Source organism: Clostridium sp. CM028, assembly GCF_030585565.1.
Lineage (GTDB): Bacteria > Bacillota > Clostridia > Clostridiales > Clostridiaceae > Clostridium_AD > Clostridium_AD estertheticum_B.
This window is the reverse complement of the sequence record NZ_CP077766.1, coordinates 809073-831437: the sequence shown is the minus strand read 5'-3', so window position 1 is coordinate 831437 and position 22365 is coordinate 809073. Positions and strand designations below refer to the sequence as shown.

The 22365-nt window shown below is 32.9% G+C and carries 21 protein-coding genes; 11 read left to right on the top strand and 10 right to left on the bottom strand.

Annotated elements, in window-relative coordinates:
- Nucleotides 1-252 precede the first annotated feature (252 nt).
- Nucleotides 253-2352, top strand: a complete 2100-nt coding sequence (locus KTC94_RS04015) for a sodium-translocating pyrophosphatase (protein WP_216304422.1) — start codon at nt 253-255, stop codon at nt 2350-2352.
- A gap of 100 nt (nt 2353-2452) precedes the next feature.
- Here KTC94_RS04015 and KTC94_RS04010 read toward each other — a convergent pair whose 3' ends face one another.
- The gene (locus KTC94_RS04010) at nt 2453-3136 is read right to left on the bottom strand and encodes a tetratricopeptide repeat protein (RefSeq protein WP_216304423.1); all 684 of its coding nucleotides are present in this window, start codon (nt 3134-3136) and stop codon (nt 2453-2455) included.
- Between the two features lie 348 nt (nt 3137-3484).
- Between KTC94_RS04010 and KTC94_RS04005 the strand changes: the two genes are divergently transcribed.
- Nucleotides 3485-4777: a Na+/H+ antiporter NhaC family protein gene (locus KTC94_RS04005; protein ID WP_216304424.1), complete on the top strand. Its 1293-nt coding sequence runs from the start codon at nt 3485-3487 to the stop codon at nt 4775-4777.
- 141 nt (nt 4778-4918) lie between these two features.
- Here the strand turns inward: KTC94_RS04005 and KTC94_RS04000 are convergent, their stop codons facing one another.
- Nucleotides 4919-5395, bottom strand: a complete 477-nt coding sequence (locus tag KTC94_RS04000) for a DsrE/DsrF/DrsH-like family protein (protein WP_220286877.1) — start codon at nt 5393-5395, stop codon at nt 4919-4921.
- Between the two features lie 138 nt (nt 5396-5533).
- Here KTC94_RS04000 and KTC94_RS03995 point away from each other — a divergent pair, with 138 nt between their 5' ends.
- Complete coding sequence (locus tag KTC94_RS03995; protein ID WP_220286876.1) at nt 5534-5875, top strand: hypothetical protein; 342 nt, start codon at nt 5534-5536, stop codon at nt 5873-5875.
- Nucleotides 5876-6156: 281 nt separating this feature from the next.
- Here the strand turns inward: KTC94_RS03995 and KTC94_RS03990 are convergent, their stop codons facing one another.
- The 3 genes from KTC94_RS03990 to KTC94_RS03980 all read right to left on the bottom strand — a co-directional run bounded on the left by KTC94_RS03990 (nt 6157) and on the right by KTC94_RS03980 (nt 8685).
- Entirely contained in the window at nt 6157-6879 is a 723-nt protein-coding gene (locus KTC94_RS03990; protein ID WP_216304426.1) for a phosphatase, read from the bottom strand.
- Nucleotides 6880-6966: 87 nt separating this feature from the next.
- Nucleotides 6967-7989 (bottom strand): metal-dependent hydrolase, encoded by a 1023-nt coding sequence (locus tag KTC94_RS03985; RefSeq protein ID WP_216304427.1) that lies wholly within the window; start codon nt 7987-7989, stop codon nt 6967-6969.
- Nucleotides 7990-8043: 54 nt separating this feature from the next.
- Nucleotides 8044-8685: a pentapeptide repeat-containing protein gene (locus tag KTC94_RS03980; protein WP_220320288.1), complete on the bottom strand. Its 642-nt coding sequence runs from the start codon at nt 8683-8685 to the stop codon at nt 8044-8046.
- Between the two features lie 220 nt (nt 8686-8905).
- Here KTC94_RS03980 and KTC94_RS03975 point away from each other — a divergent pair, with 220 nt between their 5' ends.
- The 7 genes from KTC94_RS03975 to KTC94_RS03945 all read left to right on the top strand — a co-directional run bounded on the left by KTC94_RS03975 (nt 8906) and on the right by KTC94_RS03945 (nt 15412).
- The gene (locus KTC94_RS03975) at nt 8906-9160 is read left to right on the top strand and encodes a spore coat associated protein CotJA (protein WP_253198299.1); all 255 of its coding nucleotides are present in this window, start codon (nt 8906-8908) and stop codon (nt 9158-9160) included.
- A complete protein-coding gene (locus KTC94_RS03970) occupies nt 9150-9425 on the top strand; it encodes a spore coat protein CotJB (RefSeq protein WP_165414510.1) in 276 nt (91 codons plus the stop codon). Before KTC94_RS03975 ends, KTC94_RS03970 begins: the two co-directional genes overlap by 11 nt.
- Nucleotides 9426-9428: 3 nt before the next feature.
- Complete coding sequence (locus KTC94_RS03965) at nt 9429-10010, top strand: manganese catalase family protein (RefSeq protein WP_165414511.1); 582 nt, start codon at nt 9429-9431, stop codon at nt 10008-10010.
- A gap of 468 nt (nt 10011-10478) precedes the next feature.
- Nucleotides 10479-11702: an arginine deiminase gene (gene arcA, locus KTC94_RS03960; protein ID WP_216304573.1), complete on the top strand. Its 1224-nt coding sequence runs from the start codon at nt 10479-10481 to the stop codon at nt 11700-11702.
- A 49-nt stretch (nt 11703-11751) separates the two neighbouring features.
- On the top strand, nt 11752-12750 hold the full coding sequence (gene argF, locus KTC94_RS03955) for an ornithine carbamoyltransferase (RefSeq protein ID WP_304518690.1): 999 nt from the start codon (nt 11752-11754) through the stop codon (nt 12748-12750).
- Between the two features lie 95 nt (nt 12751-12845).
- Nucleotides 12846-14267 carry an arginine-ornithine antiporter gene (gene arcD / locus KTC94_RS03950; RefSeq protein ID WP_216304575.1) on the top strand — a complete coding sequence of 474 codons (1422 nt, stop codon included), beginning with the start codon at nt 12846-12848 and terminating at the stop codon, nt 14265-14267.
- A gap of 23 nt (nt 14268-14290) precedes the next feature.
- Entirely contained in the window at nt 14291-15412 is a 1122-nt protein-coding gene (locus KTC94_RS03945; protein ID WP_220320572.1) for an aminotransferase, read from the top strand.
- Nucleotides 15413-15571: 159 nt separating this feature from the next.
- Here KTC94_RS03945 and KTC94_RS03940 read toward each other — a convergent pair whose 3' ends face one another.
- The 5 genes from KTC94_RS03940 to KTC94_RS03920 form a co-directional block, all read right to left on the bottom strand.
- A complete protein-coding gene (locus KTC94_RS03940; RefSeq protein WP_216304577.1) occupies nt 15572-16279 on the bottom strand; it encodes an MIP/aquaporin family protein in 708 nt (235 codons plus the stop codon).
- Between the two features lie 96 nt (nt 16280-16375).
- Entirely contained in the window at nt 16376-17875 is a 1500-nt protein-coding gene (glpK, locus tag KTC94_RS03935; RefSeq protein WP_220320571.1) for a glycerol kinase GlpK, read from the bottom strand.
- A gap of 261 nt (nt 17876-18136) precedes the next feature.
- Nucleotides 18137-18502 (bottom strand): DUF1667 domain-containing protein, encoded by a 366-nt coding sequence (locus KTC94_RS03930; protein ID WP_268064155.1) that lies wholly within the window; start codon nt 18500-18502, stop codon nt 18137-18139.
- A 6-nt stretch (nt 18503-18508) separates the two neighbouring features.
- Entirely contained in the window at nt 18509-19768 is a 1260-nt protein-coding gene (locus KTC94_RS03925; RefSeq protein WP_304518689.1) for an NAD(P)/FAD-dependent oxidoreductase, read from the bottom strand.
- A 15-nt stretch (nt 19769-19783) separates the two neighbouring features.
- Nucleotides 19784-21223 (bottom strand): NAD(P)/FAD-dependent oxidoreductase, encoded by a 1440-nt coding sequence (locus tag KTC94_RS03920; protein WP_165415054.1) that lies wholly within the window; start codon nt 21221-21223, stop codon nt 19784-19786.
- 267 nt (nt 21224-21490) lie between these two features.
- Here KTC94_RS03920 and KTC94_RS03915 point away from each other — a divergent pair, with 267 nt between their 5' ends.
- Entirely contained in the window at nt 21491-22063 is a 573-nt protein-coding gene (locus tag KTC94_RS03915) for a glycerol-3-phosphate responsive antiterminator (RefSeq protein WP_165414344.1), read from the top strand.
- Nucleotides 22064-22365: the final 302 nt, after the last annotated feature.

Genomic DNA, 22365 nt, shown 5'->3' with positions numbered 1-22365 from the left:
GTTCGCAACCCTCAAAAACTTGTTAAATAAGGATTTGAGGGTTTTTATTTATAATGATAATTAGGTGTACGAATGATTTTCAAAAATCGATTTATGAGAAGTAAGCTGCTAGAGCATTTAATGTTGGTGGAAAGTAGTAGAAAAAATTGATGATAGCTTAAAGCTTTCAACTAAGCTTAATTTGTGGTATAATAAGACAATATTGTAAAGATAATGAAACACTATTACTAAAATACTTGGGAGGGAATTATTATGAATTTATTGATTTTAGCCCCAGCTTGTTCCATATTAGCCCTTGCTTTTGCCGGTTATCTTGCAGCTAAAGTACTAAAAAAAGATGAAGGAACCGAGCAGATGAAAAAAATTGCGACTGCTATTAGAAATGGTGCAGATGCATATTTAAAAAGACAGTATACAGGAGTGATTATTTTCTTTGCAGCTATGTTTGTAATACTAGGAATACTTGCATCATTTGGGTTTATTACCCCATTTGCACCTTTTGCATTTATAAGTGGGGGGTTCTTCTCAGGTCTCTCAGGCTTTATAGGAATGAAAATTGCTACCCGTGCAAATGTTAGAACTACACATGCAGCTGGGAAAAGTCTTAATAGTGCTTTAAACGTTGCTTTTTCAAGCGGTGCAGTAATGGGACTTACCGTTGTAGGTCTTGGACTTCTTCATGTTAGTATATTTTATTACTTATTGGATTTTTTCTATAGAGATTTAGAAGCGGGTATAAGAATTCAAAATATAACAAGTGCACTGATTACATGTGGAATGGGAGCTAGTGCAATGGCATTATTTGCACGTGTTGGTGGCGGTATATTTACTAAAGCAGCAGATGTAGGTGCAGACCTTGTTGGTAAGCTTGAAGCAGGAATTCCTGAGGATGATCCAAGAAACCCTGCAGTTATAGCGGATAACGTTGGAGACAATGTTGGAGATGTAGCTGGTATGGGTGCAGATTTATATGAATCCTATGTTGGGTCAATAGTAGCTACTGCTGCTCTTGCCGTAGCAGCTGGACTTGGAGTTTCAGGTGTTACAATTCCTATGATCATAGCAGCTATAGGTATAGTTGCATCTATTATTGGAACCTTCTTTGTTAAATCAGGGGAGAAAGCTGAGCAAAAAAGTCTTTTATCAGCTCTTAGACGAGGTGTTTACGTTAGTTCTGCAATAATTGGGATAGCTACATTCTTCCTAGTCTGGAATGTACTTGGATGGGATCATATTGGAGTTTACTTTGCAATATTAAGTGGTCTTATAGCAGGTAATTTAATTGGGTTTTGTACAGAGTACTTTACTTCAGACACATACAAGCCTACCCAAAAACTAGCACAAACAACAAAAACCGGTGCAGCAACAGTTATAATAGGTGGTCTTTCACTTGGAATGATGTCTACTTTTCTTCCAGTTGTAATAGTAGCTGTGGCTATAGCAACTAGTTTTTATTTTGCTGGAGGAGCAGTAGATTATAATATGGGGTTATATGGCGTAGGAATAGCCGCAGTAGGTATGCTTAGCACACTAGGTATAACACTTGCTACGGATGCGTATGGTCCTGTGGCAGATAACGCTGGTGGTATTGCAGAAATGACTCATCAAGATCCTATAGTACGAGAAAGAACAGATGCTCTTGATTCTTTAGGCAATACTACTGCAGCTACAGGCAAAGGTTTTGCTATAGGTTCTGCAGCACTAACAGCTCTTGCGCTTATCGCAGCATATAGAGATCAAGTAGAAATTATTATAAAAAAAGAAAATTTGGATTTTGTTTTTAATTTGTCAGTATTAAATCCCCAGGTTCTTATAGGGTTATTTATAGGTGGAATGGTGCCTTTCATATTTGCAGCACTCACCATGGATGCAGTCGGCACGGCAGCACAACTTATAGTGGTAGAAGTTAGAAGACAATTTAAAGAGATAGTGGGTCTTATGGAAGGTAAATCAGAAGCTGATTATGCAAGGTGTGTTGATATCTGTACAAAATCAGCTCAAAGGGAAATGATTATGCCAGCACTACTCGCTATTACTATTCCAATAGTAGTTGGTTTACTTTTAGGTGTAAATGGCGTAGTAGGATTATTAGCAGGAGCAACTGTAACAGGTTTTGTACTTGCTATTATGATGGCAAATTCAGGTGGAGCTTGGGATAATGCTAAAAAGCATATTGAAGCCGGAAACCTAGGTGGAAAAGGATCGGATTGTCATAAAGCTGCCGTTGTTGGTGACACTGTAGGAGATCCATTTAAGGATACCTCAGGTCCATCCATAAACATATTGATTAAATTACTTTCAATGGTATCAATAGTATTTGCAGCATTTATTTTGAAGTTCTCAATGTTTTAGATATTACAAAGTCAACTGTAAAATAGTAATAATAACCATCGGTTAAGATGCAAGCAGCATCTTAATCGGTGGTTATTATTAGTATTATGGCAAAGAAAAGTTATTCTATTAATTCCTTAAACTCCATATGGTTACGTACATTATCAAAATCTTCCTCATTCTTTGCATTATTTTTTACACTTGGATTAATATCAATAGCTAGTTTTAAGTATTTTACGGTATTATTAACATCACCTTTTCTTCCATAGATACTAGCTATACCATAATAGCTCCATTCAAACTTTTCGACTTCTAGATCTTTTTTATACCATGTTATAGCTTCATCATAATGTTCGTATAATTCATTGGCTAGTGCTTTATTAAATCTTGCATATCCGTAATTAGGGTTAAGTTTTAATGATTGATTGATTTGCTGCATACCTTTTTCAAAATTTCCACTATAAGCTAAGGCAATTCCTTCTACAGCATATGCTTTATAAAAAGTAGGATCTTCTTTTATGACTTGTCTTTCCGTTTCAATAGCTTGCTTATATTTTTTATCAAAAAATTCATCATACCCTTTCTTCCATACCTTTTCTAAGTTTTCTTGTTTTTGATTTATCTGTTGCTGTTTTTCTTTTTCTTTTTCTTTTTCTTTTAATTGTTGCTTTTTTATTTCTTCGTTTTTATTGCTCGATACAATCACACTGTTATTTTTCATTGTAGCATTAACCATTATACCTATCACTATAGCAGAAAGAATAGCAAACATTATTACCCTAAATTTAAATGATTGTGATTTCATATTTTCCACCGATTCCTTTACTATAATATTTTAGACTTAAACTTAAACTTTAATATTACGCCATATGATTTTGTTCGTTTTTGACAAGTATATGGTAGAGATACCTATATAATAACAATATATGAATATTTAATATAGTAAAAGTTATTAAGGGCTGTGTTTATTTAAACAAAACATAAAAAAATACCGGAATATATCAAAATACATCGAAATAAACGAAATTAAATGATAGAATAGTAAAAAGATATACAAAATAAATGGTTATATCTAAACAAAAGCTTTAGAACAGACTAAGGCGATGATTTAACATGAAAGAATAATTATTATTATACTTAGGAGGAAAATTAAATGGAAAAAAGAACTAATTTTATAGGATTATTACCTTTGGTATTTTTCTTAATATTGTTTATGGGGGTTGGTATTTTAACGGGAAACTTCTCTAGTATGCCATTATTGCTAGCATTTGTTTTCGCTACTGCTTTTGCTTTATTATTGGATAAAAAAGGAGAGAAAACATCGTTGTCCGACAAGATTGATATATTTGCGAAAGCGGCTGGAGAACCTACTATTATGTTAATGGTAGTTATATTCATATTGGCAGGCGCTTTTTATTCAATTGCAGATGCAATGGGTGCTGTTACTTCCATAGTAAATATGGGATTAAGTGTTTTACCAGCCAATATGATGTTACCAGGTTTATTTATAGTTTGTTCTATTTTATCATTTTCTATGGGCACTTCAATGGGAACTATAACAGCTTTAGCGCCAATAGGAGTTGGTATAGCATCGCAAACGGGTATGGGATTACCTTTGGTATTAGGAACTGTAGTCGGTGGTGCAATGTTTGGGGATAATCTATCTTTTATTTCAGATACAACAATTGCAGCTACAAGAACGCAAGGAGTAAAAATGAGAGATAAATTTAAATCAAACGGTTTAATTATTTTACCCGCTTTTGTTATTACTGTAATAATATTGACTTTTCTATCTGGTGGAAATGTTCAGTTGCAAGCACTTGAATACTCGTTAGTTAGAATAATTCCATATATATCAATTATTGCTAGTGCGGCAATCGGCCTAAATGTTATGGTTGTTTTAGGAATAGGTATAGCTACTGGATCAATAATAGGACTTGCAATGGGTAGTTTTAATATAGTTGAGATGTTTGCAATATTGCAAAGAGGGATGGGCTGGATGGAAGATTTAGCACTGATATCTATTATAGTAGGCGGATTGGTTGGCCTTATGCATTATTATGGGGGGATTGAGTATCTACTAGAAAATTTAGCATCTAAAGTTAAAACAAAAAAAGGAGCAGAAATAGGAATAGCTGCACTAGTAAGCGTGCTAGATATAACTACAACAAATAATACAATATCTATTATTACGGCAGGACCACTCGCAAAGGATTTGTCAGAGAAATATGGGGTTAGTCCAATAAGAGCAGCAAGTATTTTAGATATATTTTCGGCTGGGTTTCAAGGCGTAAGTCCTTATGCAGGGCAAATGCTATTAGCAGCAACAATTGGGAAGATATCACCTATTCAAATTATTCCTTTTTCAATATATTCTTATTTAATGATAGTTTGCGGATTACTTTCAATATTCTTAGATTGGCCCAAAGCCCAAAGTTTTAAATAAACAGGGGCAGTCATGAGAATGGCTTTAGTGGAGTTTTATTCTAGCAATAAGGAAGTAAATCCTAAGTAAGCTGGCACCTATAGAGTAAACACTTTTTTATGTGCTTACCCTATAGGTGCCAGTTTATTTATGCACTTACCCTTATATGAATAATTGTATATCTGATTCGAGAGCATCCTTTAGATAGTCCTTAGCCTCAATTACCTCAAGTTCTGGAATGAGTTCTTCCTTTTTAAGGCCCATAACTTCCATTGAAAGCTTACATCCATAAAACTTAACACCTTTTTTTACAGCACCTTCTAGAAATTTAGAAAGGGTAGGTGTTCCGTCTTCCTTCATCATAGCCTCAAGCATTTTTTTTCCGAAACCACTAAAATTCATGGTGGAAAGGGGTAATTCATCTGGACCTTTTGGAGTCATTGCACCCATAAGTTTCTCCAGCGAAGACTTACCTTCACTTGTATTTATATTTGGATTTCTCAATAAAAGCAGACCCCAAAAGGCGAAAAACATAGACACTTCCATTCCTAATTCTTTAGCTGAATTTGCCAGTATTAATCCAGCTAAAGCTTTGTCATATTCTCCACTAAACATTATAAGACTTAGTTTTTTATTCATTATAGCACCTCATTTTCTTTAGTATGTGTATATATTTACATATTTATTCTTATACATTAATTGAATTTTTTTATAATAATGGGGAAATAATATAATAAATGTTGCAAAAATATTTATTATATTTAGGAGGATTATTGTATGAATTCTTTAGACAGACTATCAAATAAAAATAAATTTAAAAAAAGAAAACAAAGGGTTTGCCCTATTAAAAGTTTAGCAGTGATAGGTGTCGCAATTGGAGGAGCTATTGCAGGTTTGTTCGTTCGAAGTTGTTGTGGCGAAATAAAAAATATTATTATTAGTAATGCAAAAGATATTGAAGAGGATATTGAAGAAGATACAAATACTAAAAGGGATGAAATTAAGCAAACATTGGATAAAGCACTTGATGAATCTGTAGGTGACGTAGGAATTGCAATGGAGAGGGCCTTTGAAGACTTGGAAGATGAGAAACAAAGCAAGGATGAGGTTATAAAATAATATGTATATATTAAATCAACTCCTGCGGAGCTGCACAGCATCGAAGAAGATGAATTGACGACTTCAGAAGGAGATTAATACCGCACTTATAGAAGTAGGAGACTTTCCTTCTGAAATGTCGTTAAACTTTGAGTTATAAAAAATGATTATATGCTAATAGTTAAGAAAGAGGATTAAAAACAACAGAGATTGGAAGCTTCTAGAAGCTTCCAATCTCTGTAAATGGTAAGAACTTTTTGAACAGTCTTATTTATGTCTGTTTAATGATTTTAGCTACTGTATTATATATTTTTACCTTTTTCTTTAAGAAATGATAATAACATTTTTTTATTAGTATTAATAATAAGTTCTTCAGGCATATTTATATCTCTAAGTAGTTTTTCTACAACACTAAAATTTCCTATAGAATAGCAGAAATGAGCATCACTGTTTACAATAATCCTTACTCCAAATTCTTTGCAAAGTTTTAGAATTTTAAGACAGTTTTTGTCACTGCCTTTTCTTGAAGTTACAAAAGAGCTATTATTTATTTCGATTAGTATATTTTTTTCTTTTGCTTTTTTTACGATTTCTTCCGCATGTATAGGGAATTTAGGATTTCCCATATGTCCTAAAATATTCACATAAGGATTATCCATAGCTTTTAAAATAGTAGCTGTATTTAAGTCTGCACTCTTTTCACCTTCCATTAGAGGTTCATGCATGCTTGCTATCATTATGTCAAGAACATTTTGTAGCTTTACTGGTATATCAAGATTACCTTCATAATCAATTATATTAGCTTCACATCCGTAAAGCATTTTAACACCGTATAATTCTCTTGGCAGCACTTTAAAATTTTCAAAATACCAAGGGTCGGGAGCCCCTGGCATATTAGGACCGTGATCTGTAACTCCTAATATCTCAAGACCTTTCTCACTAGCATATTTCGCATTCTCCATTAAAGTACTATATGCATGGCCACTAACTATAGTATGGGTATGTAAATCAGCAATAAACTTCATAAAATCTCTCCTCTCACTTTTCCATCTGTATATATTTAATTGTATCCCAAAATCCATGCTAGTGCTTAAAAAGGGGATATATTTTACTTATATTACTCTGAATTCTCCACCATAAACATTGAAACCTATCACGACTACTACAAATAATACTACAATATATATTACTTCAAATAAATTTCCAGTATCAGAGCCTGTGGTAATATGTGGTGGGAATTTAAGTTTAAACTTACCTATTTTTTCTAATATATTAACAAATTTATTATGAATACCTAATTTTTTCAATAACTGCGCAAGAAACCTGGGTATTGAAAGTATTGGTACTCCTTCTTTAGTAAATATATCAGCCCAATAAATATGACTTATATATCCAACGAAAAAACACCCCGTTAAATACTCATAGCCTAATTTATTAAATACATATGAAGCTGAAATAGTAAAAATAGTAACGCCTTCTATTGAGTGCAAAAATGTTCTGTGTGGGAATATTGCTATACAAATTAATAAAATACAAATAAGATAAATAAATGCATCGTTTAAATTAGTAACGTTATACATTGCTAAAATTGCACTCGAACCAATATAAGTTATAAGCATGGTCGACCTTTTGAAATTATTTGTTCCTTTACTAATTGTGGCGGATAATTTCTTATAAACTAAACCAATGATAGGAATCCTTTTGTAATACCTATCATTGGTGATTCCTAAAACTATAAAAAGGAAAGACATAAAATATGTGAATATCTCAGCATATTTACCTATATATTTTATCATTGTTAACTCTTGTACAATAGTTTTTGAATACCACAAAATCAGTGCCCCAAGTCCAATACTTAATAATAATTTTAGTAATAACTTTAATGATTTTTCCATATTATTTATTACTTTAGTACTTGTGCCTGAAAGTGGGTTCATTTGGTTTATCTTACTATTTTGACTATCTGCATCAACAAGTAATCCCGCCAGAGAGGCAGTTCCAAGGCCAATAATGCTTATTCCCATTGGAACATGTATATATTTATTGTTGAATATTGGCATTGAATTAATTAAAGGTATTGTCGCTACTATAGCATATGATAATATCGCTATTTTTTGGTGTGATCGCCCATTCATCTTATGTACTCCTTACTTCCGTTGATGTCATTGTAAATTTTTTTATAAATTACATTACATATTGTTTTTTAAAAACTTAATTATATAACTTAATGTGTGAAAATCACAATTTAAATCGGATTTAATGATATTTAATCCTTTAATTAAGGTATCCTCATCAAAGTTCTCTAATAATATTGTTAAATTTATCATGTTAATGCCACCATCTTTTGTATCTAGAACCCTTGCAGCCTTTACATATTTATTTTTCATTGCATCTAGAATAGCTATTTTAAGGTCCTCACTAATTTCAAATTGTGGCATTTCATCAAAAATTTTGATGCCTGAGTTTTTAATGCTAAGATTCTTAGCTTTTGTAACATCAGTTGACAAAAATATAGTATTTTTAAATTCCGCATCTTTAAAATCAACACCGTCTAGATTCACAGAATCAAATATAGTATTTTCAAATATAGTATTTTTGAAATCACTGCCTTTTAGATTTGTTCCAATAAATTCGGCCCACTTAAAGGTACACTCAAAAAACACACATGATTTAAAATGCGCACCTCTAAAATTTACAAAATTAAAATTAGAGTTTGAAAAATCACTATTATAACAATTGCTTCTCTCAAGATTTTTATACATAAAATTCTTACCTATTTTCTCTATGTTGTTGTAAATAAAATTACCTTTAACACTTTGATTCGTACCCATTTTTACCTCCATGGCAAATGCATTTATTTGCCTTCCTTAATATTAGTATACCTTAAAAAAACTTCTAACCAATTTTAAGGTGGTTAGAAGTTTTTACATTCATTATAAATAGTATACACAATTTCAATAAAAGTCAATAATTAATTAAAAGAAAACTATCACATTTTTAAATACGTGAATATAATATTATGTACTCAACAATATTATATGGAGGATTAAATTGGAACAGAATGAAATGAGAAAAAAAACAAACTGCCCAACAATGAGTAATTGTATTCCACAAGAAACTATAATAGAAAATGTTAGATTAGCCGCAGCTTACGTTCCGTACCAAAAACTTTGCACGATTTTTGCGCCTTTAGAAGCACTTAAAAGAGGAACTGCTTTCCCAGAACTTTATAGTCCGTTTGAGGGGGAAAACAAAAAAAATAGTCCATTTGCATCAAGTAAAAAGGGGAGAACTTATGAAGACTAAAATGGAACTTTTAAAACTAATTGTTGCTTCAGAATTTATGAAAGATGACCTAGGTTTGTTTCTTAATACCCATCCAATGGATCAAGAGGCTCTTGCAAAATATAATTTTTATGTGATGGAATCAAGAGGATTAAGAGAAAGCTATGAGATGAATTACGGAATGTTGTCTGACAACTCGCTGAGCCCTTATCCATGGCAGTGGATAAATAATCCATGGCCTTGGGAAACTGATGCTAATTTCAAACTTGAAAGGGGGGATATGTAATTTATGTGGACATACGATAAGTTTTTACAGTATCCAGTGAAAATTAAAAATCCAAATCCTGCAATGGCGAAAATTATTATTACTCAATATGGCGGACCGGATGGTGAATTAGGTGCCTCATTAAGATATCTGAGTCAGCGCTTTTCTATGATTACGCCTCAAGCTATAACAACATGTACTGATATTGGTACGGAAGAATTGGCCCATTTAGAAATGGTAGGTGCTATGGTTAGACAGCTAATGAAAGGTGCCAGTCTTGAAGAAATTGAAAAAGGAGGCATGAGTGGCTATTATGTGGATCATGGTAGAGGAGTATACCCTGTAAGTGCTTCAGGAGTACCCTTTAATGCTTCTTATCTTCAATCGAAAGGGGATCCAATTGTAGATCTAACAGAAAACTTAGCAGCAGAGCAAAAAGCAAGGGCCACTTATGAATATCTAATTAACATGGCAGATGACCCTGATGTATTAGATCCATTGAAGTTTCTACGAGAAAGAGAAATTGTTCACTATCAAAGGTTTGGTGAATCTCTTAGGATTGTTCAAGATTACTTACAGGAACCTCGTTTGTTTACAATGAGATAATGAATTATAAGTACACATATAAATGATAATAAAGCTTAGGATTGTGAAAACAATCCTAAGCTTTTAATTTATAAAAAAAATTTGCGGTTGACTTCCATATACAAAGATGGTAAAATCTTAACAGAATTATGAACAAATTATTAACAAAAATCATTAAACACATTTATAAGTATAAATAACCAAAAATAAGTTTAATGAATATTTATGCTTTAGTTTTATTATTATGCATAGCAAATTAGATAATTGCGAATATATATACAAACAATCTGACGTTTTAACTTATCAAGAGGAGATGTATGTAGTATTATTGCGCAAAATAGAGATTTTCATAACCATATAGTGATAATTCAGGAGCAAAGCTAATAATCAAGATATATATGCAATTACAGTGAAATAATGGGGTTCCCTTATAAAATCGTACACTTTATAATGATAGTATAAATAAAAATGAATAGGAGGCCAAGTTAAATGGAATCATTTATAAATGTAACTTCTGAAATAGGAAAACTTAATAAAGTAATGCTACATAGACCCGGTAGAGAAATAGAAAATTTAGTACCAAATCTTCTTGAAAGATTGCTTTTCGATGATATTCCTTATTTAGAAGTAGCGCGAAAAGAACATGACATATTTGCAAAAATATTAAAAGAAAACGATGTTGAAGTTCTTTATTTAGAAGAACTTGTTACAGAGGCTTTGAATGAGGATCAAACAAAAAAAATATTTTTACAACAGTTTTTACATGAAAGCCACATTAGTAATAAAGAAATATATAAATCTCTTTATGATTATTTAATGTCAAAGCCTACAAGAGAAATGATTGATATACTTATGGCTGGAGTTAGAAAAAACGAAATAGCTGTTAAGGAGATTCATTCTCTAAGAGGATTAATAGGAACCCAGTATCCATTCTACTTAGATCCTATGCCTAATCTTTACTTTACTCGCGATCCAGGTGCTTCAATTGGAAATGGGATTACTATAAATACTATGCAAACTGAAGCTAGAAGACGTGAGACTTTGTTCCTAGAATTTATTCATGAATATCATAGTTCTTTCAAACAAAATGAAGTGCCACTTTGGTATGATAGAAGCCTCCCAAATAATATCGAAGGTGGGGACGAACTTATATTATCTGCCACAACCCTTGCAATAGGATGCAGTCAAAGAACTTCCCCTGAAGCTATAGAAGTTGTAGCAAGAAATTTGTTTGAAATACATACTACTTTTGAAAAAGTATTAGTACTAGAAATTCCATCTAGCAGAGCATTTATGCATCTTGATACTGTATTTACTATGGTTGATTATGATAAATTTACAATACACCCAGAGATAGAAGGACCACTTAATGTTTTCGAAATTACAAAAGGTGTCAATGGAGAATTAAATATTAAGCAAGAAAAAGATATATTACAAAATGTATTAAAATCTGCATTAAAAGTGCCTTCAGTTGATTTAATAAGATGTGGTGGTGGTGACGCTATTGTAGCGGCAAGAGAGCAATGGAATGATGGATCAAACACTCTAGCTATTGCACCAGGAAAAGTTATAACTTATGAACGAAATTATGTTACAAATGAAATTTTATCAAAACGTGGTGTAACAGTGCTCACAATGCCAAGTGCCGAACTTTCAAGAGGAAGAGGCGGCCCAAGATGTATGAGTATGCCACTAAATAGAGACAACTTATAAACACAATATAAAAACAATATAAAAACAACAATATTAGGAGGAATTTATTATGTTTAACTTAAGAAACAGAAACTTTTTAACTTTGATGGACTTTACTCCAAAGGAAATAAACTACTTTTTAGATTTAGCTAGAGATTTAAAAAGAGCTAAGTATGCAGGTACAGAACAACAGAAATTAAAAGGTAAAAACATTGCGCTAATATTTGAAAAGAGTTCTACAAGAACAAGATGTGCTTTTGAAGTAGGAGCACTAGACCAAGGAGCTCATGTAACTTACCTTGGACCTACAGGAACTCAAATTGGTAAAAAGGAATCTGTAGCAGATACAGCTAGAGTTCTTGGAAGAATGTATGATGGAATAGAATATAGAGGATATGGCCAAGAAATAGTTGAAGAACTAGCAAAATATGCAGGAGTTCCTGTCTGGAACGGATTAACAACTGAAGACCACCCAACACAAATTCTTGCAGATTTTTTAACTATAAAAGAACACTTTGACAAGCCATTAAGCGATATTGTGTTTGTATATGCCGGAGATGGAAGAAACAACATGGCAAATGCATTGATGATAGGCGCTGCTAAAATGGGTATGGACTTTAGAATTGTATCACCAAAGAGCTTATTCCCAGAAGCAGCATTAGTTTCAAAATGTAATGAAATTGCTAAAGAAACAGGAGGAAAGATTACCATTACAGATAGCGTTGATGCAGGAGTTAAAAGTGCAGATGTAATCTACACAGACGTATGGGTTTCTATGGGCGAAGCAGACGAAGTATGGGCATCAAGAATAGAATTATTAAGGCCATACCAAGTTAATATGAAAATGCTTAATAAGACAGGTAACAAAAACGTTAAATTCATGCACTGCCTACCAGCTTTTCATGATTTAAAGACACTTGTAGGTAAAGATATATTTGAAAAATATGGTCTTGAAGGTTTAGAAGTTACAGATGAAGTATTTGAAAGTACACATTCTATAGTATTTGATGAAGCAGAAAACAGAATGCATACAATCAAAGCAATTATGGTTGCTACACTTGGAAACTAGCCTAAAATAATTATAAAATTAATTGGTGAGGGCAATATTATTGCTCTCACCAATTTAAAATATGGCTAATACATTAATCAAAAGGAGATTACAAAATGTCTGATAGATCAAAAAAACTAGGGTTGTTTTCACTAACAGCATTAGTTATTACGTCCTCAATAGGTGCTGGTATATTTAGTATATCTAGTGATTTAGTATCTGGTGCTGCAGCAGGACCTGCAATTATTGCATGGATAATTGTTGGTTTTGGTGTTTTAATGTTATCGTTATCTTTTAACAATTTATTATTAAAAAAGCCTGAATTAAATGGCATATTCAGCTATGCAGAAGATGGTTTTGGAAAATTTGGAGGTTTTATTAGTGGATGGGGATACTGGTTATCATCTTGGCTTGGCAATGTAGCCTTTGCCACAATGCTTATGAGTATACTTTCCTACTTCTTTCCCGTCTTTGGAAATGGTCATAATATACCATCAATTATCGGTGCAAGTGTTTTTATATGGTTACTTACTTACATAGTTAATAGAGGAGTTGAAGAAGCCGCTGTTATAAATACACTAGTTACCTTATTTAAATTAATACCAATCTTTTTATTCATAGTAATAGGTATTATAGCTTTTAAGGTGGATTTATTTACATATCATTTTTGGGGAAACATATCTACTAATTTTAAGATATCAGATATATTCGTGCAAGTTAAAAGTTGTATGATGGTAATGATGTGGGTTTTTGTCGGTATAGAAGGGGCCTCTATGTTATCTTCTCGTGCTAATAAGAAATCTGAAGCAGGCAGGGCAACTGTACTAGGACTATTAGGTTTATTAATTATTTATGTTTTAGCTTCTATGATTCCTTATGGTCTTATGAGTAAAGAGCAACTAGTAAATTTACCAACTCCTACAATGGCGTATATCTTAAAAGATATTGTTGGGCCATGGGGAGCTACATTCATAAACATAGGTTTAATAATATCTATTTTAGGTTCATGGTTATCGTGGACAATGTTACCCGCTGAAACCACTCTTTTAATGGCACGTGCAAACCTACTGCCGAAAAAATTTGGTGAAGTAAATAAAGCTGGTGCGCCTACTTTTTCATTAATTATCACGGCGGCTTTAACTCAATTATTCATTTTCACTTTATTATTTACAGATAAAGCATATCAGTTTGCTTATTCAATGGGTACTGCTGCAATATTAATATGTTATTTATTCGTTGGAATGTATCAATTTAAAATATCTTATATCGACAGACATAAAAAAGGTGAAATAAAACAAATAATCATAGGTTTAATTACAGTAATTTTTGAAATTTGGGGAATTCTAGCTTCAGGAATAAACTATACTTTGCTTTGTCTTTTGGCTTATATTCCTGGGATTGCGTTTTTTGTAATGGCTAGAAAAGAAAATGGTGAAAAGAAATTACTAACAAAAAACCAATTTGTATTAACTTCTTTGATCGTTATTGGATCAATATATGTTATTTATCTATTAGCAATAAGTAAAATTACAATTTAAATTGTTGAAAAGAGGTTTTTAATATGAAAATTGCAAATTTTGGCGTTGAAGAATGGTTAAATGTTTGGGAAAATGATGCTATCTATGATATAGCAGGAAGCTCAATAGCTTCATTTTCATTAGAGGAAATAATATCTATAGATGGGACAACTCCAGAGGAATTTTTCCATGGACTATTAAAAACAAAAATGAACTATGGATGGATAGAAGGGTCCCCAGAGTTTAAAAAAGAGGTTAGTAAATTATATGAAAATGTTCCAGCTGAAAATATTCTACAAACTAATGGAGCAACTGGCGCAAATTTATTAGCTTTATATTCATTAATTGAGCCAAATGATCATGTGATTGCCATGCATCCTAGCTATCAACAATTATATGAGATTCCAAAGTCTTTTGGTGCTGAAGTGGAGTTTTGGGAAATTTATGAAGATAATGACTGGCTACCTAAGTTAGATGAATTAAAAAAATTAATGCGTCCAAATACAAAATTGATTTGTTTGAATAATGCAAATAATCCTACTGGGACTATTTTTGATGATAACTTTCTAAAAGAAATAGTTAAGATTGCGGATGCTGTGGGTGCTTACATTTTAGTTGATGAAGTATATAAACCTTTAGATTCTGACATTTCTGTTTCATCAATAGTAGACCTATATGATAAAGGGATTTCTACAAATAGTCTATCAAAAACATATTCAGTTCCAGGAATACGTGTTGGTTGGATTGCTAGCAATAAAGAATTAGCAGATTCATTTAGGAAGTATCGTGATTACACTATGATTTGCGCAGGTGTTTTTGATGATTATCTAGCTGTTCATGTATTAAAAAATAAAGAATTAGTCCTAGATAGAAATAAAAAAATTATCCATACGAATTTAGAAATTGTTAAGGAATGGATTAAAAATGAACCTCGCGTTTCATTAGTGTTTCCGAAATATGTTTCTACATCATTTTTAAAATTAGATATACCTGTTGATATTGAACAATTCTGCATAGATATTTTAAAAGAAAAAGGAGTTCTTTTAGTTCCAGGCAATCGTTTTGATGTTCCGGGGCATGCTAGGTTAGGATACTGTTCGCATTCAAATATATTAATAAATGGATTAAAAGAGCTATCTGCTTATTTAACAAAGTTTGATAAATAATCTAATCTAAAATAATTTATACTTACAAAGTTAATATATTTTACAAATAAAAAAGTTTACATGGAAGTCATAAGATGAAAATACTTACGGCTTGCATGTAAACTTTTAATTTAGTTTATTGAGGATCTATGTGTTCCAATTTAATGACTACATGATTTACTAAAATACAGCTACCCAAACTAATGCTGCAAGTACTGCTCCAACTATTGGGGCAAATACTGGAATCCATGAATACGCCCAATCAGAATCTCCTTTACCGGCTATTGGTAATATTGCATGAACAATTCTTGGTCCTAAATCTCTTGCTGGATTTATTGCATATCCCGTTGGTCCACCTAAAGAAAGTCCTAAACCCAAAATTAATCCTCCAACAACAAATGTTGGTAATCCTGCAGCAGCTGTAACACCACCTATACCTAATATAACAAAAACCAATACAAATGTTCCGATTACTTCAGTTAAAAAGTTTGAAGAATACTTTCTAATTGCTGGTCCTGTACAAAATACTGCGAGTTTTCCAGCCTGGTCATCTGTTGCCTTCCAGTGTTCTAAGTATGTAAGCCATACTAGTGTAGCTCCAGCCATAGCTCCTAACATTTGGGCTATAACATAACCAGGCACTTGCGCCCAGGAAAATTTTCCAGCAACAGCTAAAGCAATAGTAAGCGCTGGGTTAAAGTGAGCACCGCTTATTGCACCAAAAATGAACGCTGGCAACATAACGGCCATTGCCCAACCAGATGCAATTACAATCCATCCGCTATTTTGAGACTTACTTTTGTTTAGTACACTGCCTGCAACTACACCGTCTCCTAAAAGAATAAGTATCATAGTACCAAAAAATTCAGCTAATAGTTTTGTTGACATTTTATTTTCCCCCTAATTTTCGAATATCTTTATAGATGAAATGTATTGCATTTCATCTATATTTGAATACATTTCATATCATATCATATTATAGCTTTATTTTCCTTGTTTCGACCAATTTCTTGATCTTCCAATAGCTTTATGCCATCCTTTTAAAAGTTCTACTCTCTTTTCTTCTCTCATTTTTGGTTCAAAGGATTTTGATAGTGCCCAATTTTTCGCAATTTCCTCTTGATCTTTCCAATATCCAACTGCCAGGCCTGCTAAATAGGCAGCACCTAACGCTGTTGTTTCAATTACTTTTGGTCTGTCAACTTGAACATCTAATATATCTGACTGAAACTGCATTAAGAAGTTATTAGCACATGCACCACCATCCACCTTTAATGATTTAAGTGTAATACCTGAATCTTCTTGCATAGCTTTTAATACATCATTTGTCTGATAAGCTAAGGATTCAAGTGCTGCTCGTATAAAGTGTTCTTTCTTAGTTCCACGAGTTAAACCAACTATTGTTCCTCTTGCATATGGATCCCAATATGGAGCACCAAGTCCAACGAATGCTGGCACCATATATACACCATCTGTATCTTCAACAGCACAGGCATACTCTTCTGATTCAGGTGCGGTCTTTATCATTCTTAATTCATCTCTTAGCCATTGAATAGTTGCACCTGCAACAAATACACTTCCCTCAAGAGCGTAGTTAACTTTGCCATTAATGCCGTAAGCTATAGTTGTAAGTAAACCATTGTGGGAATCAACTGCTTTTTCACCAGTGTTCATTAATAAGAAGCAACCAGTACCATAAGTATTTTTAGCCGTTCCAGATTGATAACAAGTTTGTCCAAACAGGGCAGCTTGCTGATCACCGGCTGCGCCAGCTATTGCAATTGGAGAACCAAATATTGAATTATCGGTGTATCCATAAACACAGCTTGATGGTTTTACTTCTGCAAGCATTGATTTAGGTATATCTAAAGTACTAAGTATTTCATCGTCCCATTTCAATTCATGAATGTTGTATAGAAGTGTTCTTGAAGCATTTGTATAATCTGTTACATGAACCTTTCCATTTGTTAATTTCCAAATTAACCATGTATCAATAGTACCAAATATTAAATTACCTTTTTCAGCCTCGTCTCTAGCACCAGCAACATTATCAAGTATCCATTTAACTTTTGTTCCAGAAAAATATGCATCAAGTATAAGTCCAGTTTTATCACGTACTACTTTATTAAAGCCTACAGTCTTTAATTCATCACACATGCCAGCGGTTCTTCTACATTGCCAAACAATTGCATTGTATACAGGAACTCCAGTATTTTTATTCCAAACCACTGTAGTTTCTCTTTGATTAGTAATACCAATAGCGGAGATATCTTTTGCTGTGGCACCAATTTTAGCCATAGCTTCTTGTGCCATACCTAATTGAGTAGCCCAAATTTCCATAGGGTCATGCTCAACCCAACCTGGACTCGGAAATATTTGTGTAAACTCTTTTTGAGCTACGCTTGCAATAAGTCCTTCTTTGTTAAATAAAATGCATCTTGAACTTGTTGTTCCTTGATCTAGTGCCATTACATACTTAGCCATAATTTGTACACTCCTTTTTCGGTTTAATAGTAATCGTTTACTTAATGATTTATGGAAACACGATATTAATTAATATAATATCGTGAATTATTATTGGATTAGTTGTTAATGTTAAATCATCACCTGCGCAGCGGCAGTATCAACGACTTCAGAAAGAAATTTATACTCTCACTGAAGTTTTTTCTTTATTATAGTGTATAACCCCCTCTTATAGAAGAAGGGGTTATATACTATTACTAATATACTATTAAAGTAATACTATTAGACCACTTTAACGTTCTTAGTTGCTATAATATTCACTCCGGTGTCAAGTATGTTTTCTAGAACCACATCACCTATAGAAATAGGAGCTTTTACTATAACATTTTTTAATGCTCTTACGCAGTCATAAATCATATCCTTTGGAATATCTCTCTCAGTTTTAACAGGAAGTATCTCATTTTCCCCACCTGAAACTAAAACAGAGGATGTAACGACTCTTGTTGGATTAGTGCATTCTTTCTTGCCGTAGGTTTCTCCAATCTTACAGGTATTTCCTTTAACGCTAATAACTTCTTTGCCCTCAAGCGCTACCACAAGAGCACAACCTATTGGACAGCCTATGCATGTTAATTCCCTTGTACTCATAGTTAACTACTCCTTTTCTACCTTTATGGTAATCTTTTTACAGTTACTATATTTATCAAAAACTGCTTTAGTTAATTTAACGCTTTCCATTTCGCCTGGTGTAAGAATCTTTTTCTTTAAATGCATTTCGCGCACATCATCAAAATAAACAGATATATAAGCAGATTTATGTACCTCACCAACCCTAAATCTAACATCTATTATGTTATCGATATTTTCAGGATTGATAGTACTTGGTACTGTATACCTAACTCCGTCTGTCGCGAAGATCTCAATACTCTTTCCGGCATGGTAAATTCCTTTTATATAATCAGAAGCATTTCTACCAGCAGTGTAGCTTTCAGTGGTTACATTATCTACTAAATCATGAACGTGAAGCACATTGCCACAGGTAAATATTCCAGAAATGCTCGTCTGCATGCTTTCATCTACCTCAGGACCCCCAGTAACTCTGGAAAGTTTAACATTAGCTTTTCTAGAAAGTTCATTTTCGGGTAGAAGGCCAACAGATAAAAGTAATGTATCACAAGCAATGTATTCCTCAGTACCCTTTATTGGTTTCCTATGGTCATCTACTTGAGCTATAGTAACTCCGCAAAGTCTATCATGCCCATGTATATTTGTTATAGTGTGGCTTAATTTTAAAGGAATATTAAAATCGTCTAAGCATTGTACAATATTTCTCTTAAGTCCACTTGAATGAGGCATTAGTTCTACACAAGCCTTTACATTTGCACCTTCGAGGGTCATTCGTCTTGCCATTATAAGTCCGATATCTCCAGAACCAAGTATTACTACTTCTTTTCCTGGCATTAGACCCTCAACATTAACATATTTTTGAGCTGTTCCAGCTGTATAAATACCTGCGCATCTTGCACCTGGTATGTTTAAAGCTCCTCTTGGTCTTTCTCTGCATCCCATTGCAAGTATAACTGCTTTTGCCTGGAGCTCCAATATACCATCTTCTGTATTTACAGCAGTAACTTGTTTACTATCATTTACATCTAGAACCATGGTATTTAACTTATACTCGATATTAAGTGCAATAACCTTGTCAATAAATCGTTGAGAATACTCAGGACCAGTAAGTTCTTCTTTAAATGTGTGAAGACCAAAACCATTATGAATACATTGATTGAGAATACCACCTAATTGATTATCTCTTTCTATAATTAAAATGCTGTTTATCCCTTGATCCTTTGCAGAAACTGCAGCTGCAAGGCCTGCTGGACCTCCACCAATTATGATTAAATCATATTCTTGCATATATATTCCTCCAATTTATAAAGATTGTTTATTTTTGCCAGTGAGCAGTATAGAATTTTCGCCTGATTTTGTAATGGCGCATCGTGGTATATTAAGTTCTCTTGAAAGAATATCTACAACTTTTGTTGCACAAAAGCCCGATTGGCATCTCCCCATTCCAGCTCTTGTCCTTCTTTTAACTCCATCAAGTGTTTTTGCTCCAAGAGGTCTTCTTATAGAGTCTATAATTTCACCTTCTGTTACAGTTTCACACCTACAAACAATTGTTCCATATTCAGGTATTTCCTTGATTATTTTTTTTCGCTCATCGTTTGACATTTCTCTAAATTTTCTTGTACCTTTTCGTATAGGGTTGAATTTTACATTTTCCTGCGGTGCTAATTTTTCTGTTACTATATCAGCTACCATTGCAGCAATACTTGGAGCACTAGTTAAACCTGGAGAATCAATTGCTGCTACATTAATAAAGTTCTTAGCGTCTTCTGCTTCCCCAATTATAAAATCATTTCCCTCGCATTTTGATCTATTCCCTGCAAAAGAAGTTATAACCATATTCATAGGAAGTGGCATTTGGATACTTAATTGAGCATTTAAAACGATATCATCGATGCCTTCGCGAGTTGTACTAAGATCAGTTTTGTTATCTTGATCTACAGCATTAGGTCCAATTAGAAGGTTACCATCAACAGTAGGGGTAACTAAAACTCCTTTTCCAAGTTTAGTTGGAAGCTGAAAAATAGTTTTTGTAACTAAATCTCCGCAAGCTTTATCAAATAAGACATATTCTCCTAACTTGGGAAGTATTTTAAATTTATTATTGCTTACCATATTATTAATTTCATCCGAAAATAAACCGGCTGCATTTATTACTACTTTTGTTTCAATGTCGCCTTTATTAGTTTTTATAACGTAACAACTTTGTTTTTTTTCTATATTAAGGACCTCAGTTCCAAATTCAAATTCCACGCCATTGGTGTATGCGTTTTCAGCCATAGCAATAGTCATTTCATATGGGCAAACAATTCCTCCTGTTGGAGCATATAAGGCACCGACACAGCTCAATGTTACATTAGGTTCCATTTCTCTAACTTGATCTCCATCAAGAATAGCTAAATTAGGTACTCCATTTTTTTCGCCTTGTTCTAGTAATTCTTTAAGATCATTCATGTGTTTCTCGTCGAAGCACAGAACCAATGATCCATTCCTCTTAAATGGGAAATCTAATTCCTTTGCAAGCTTTGTATACATTTCATTACCTTTTGCGTTTAATTTTCCCTTAATAGTACTTGGATTAGCATCATACCCTGCATGTACTATTGCACTATTTGCTTTTGTTGTACCAGAAGCAACATCACTAGATTTTTCAATAACACATGTTTTTAAATTATATTTAGATAGCTCTCTTGATACTGAGCAGCCAATGATGCCAGCACCAATAATAGTTACGTCAAACATCCTTTTACCTCCTAAATGCAAATAAAAAGAGAACCTTGATTAATAGGTATAAAATACCCATACATCAAGGCTCTCTTTTCTCCGCCTTTACTTATTTAAGTACATACTAACATAATAATTAAAGAAGTACAAGTCCCAATTAAAAACATACATAATTTCGAAACAACAACAGAATGATGTGAATTTGCTTGAATGAGAAATGAGAATGTGATAGTATTTAATTAATTATATCTTATAAACCTAAATAAATTTTTGGAGGGTACATCATTGGAAAACCTAGAACAATTATTAATAGAGAACCCAGTTATTGCAGCCATACGAAATGAGCAGGATTTAAAAAAAGTGATTCTTAGTAATGTTCATATTGTGTTTGTCTTATATGGGAGCATAATAAATTTAAAGAAAACATGTGAGGACCTTAAAGAGGCGGGCAAAGTAGTATTTGTTCACGTGGACTTAATAGAAGGATTAAAGGCAGATTATGCAGGGCTGCTTTTTCTAAAACAATGTGGAGAACCTTATGGAATTATAACTACAAGGGCAACAAATATAAAAAATGGGAGAAAGCTAGGATTCTGCGCTATACAGAGAATATTTGCAGTAGATTCTTTGGCTTTAGAAACGGGAATAAGAAATATACAATCTGTAATTCCAGATGCTGTAGAGGTTATGCCTGGGGTTGCAAGTAAGATTATTAAAAATATAGGAAGTGCAGTGAGAGTACCAATTATAGCAGGGGGATTGATTCAAAATAAGAAGGATATAATGGAATCAATTAGCGCAGGAGCAATGGCTATTTCAACGTCAAAACAAGAATTATGGGGTTTATCTGAAGAATAGTAAAGATGAGATTTTCTTATAGGAACATAAGTTGGTAATTAGTTATCAACTTATGTTCCTATAATTTTTGAGAAATAGACCATTGACAAACATGTTAACATGTTATATCATTTAAACATTAAAGAATTTGAAGATATTAATTTAAACTTTTGTGAGGTGTTATTATTATGAAAAATATCATTATTAAGGAAATCAATAAAAAAGTATATTTTTATTTTAGCTGGGGCTATCGTTATTTTAGCGTTAGTTACTTTTTGTGCAAAAAAAAATATATGGTTTTTTTAAATAATGAGTTTAGTAAT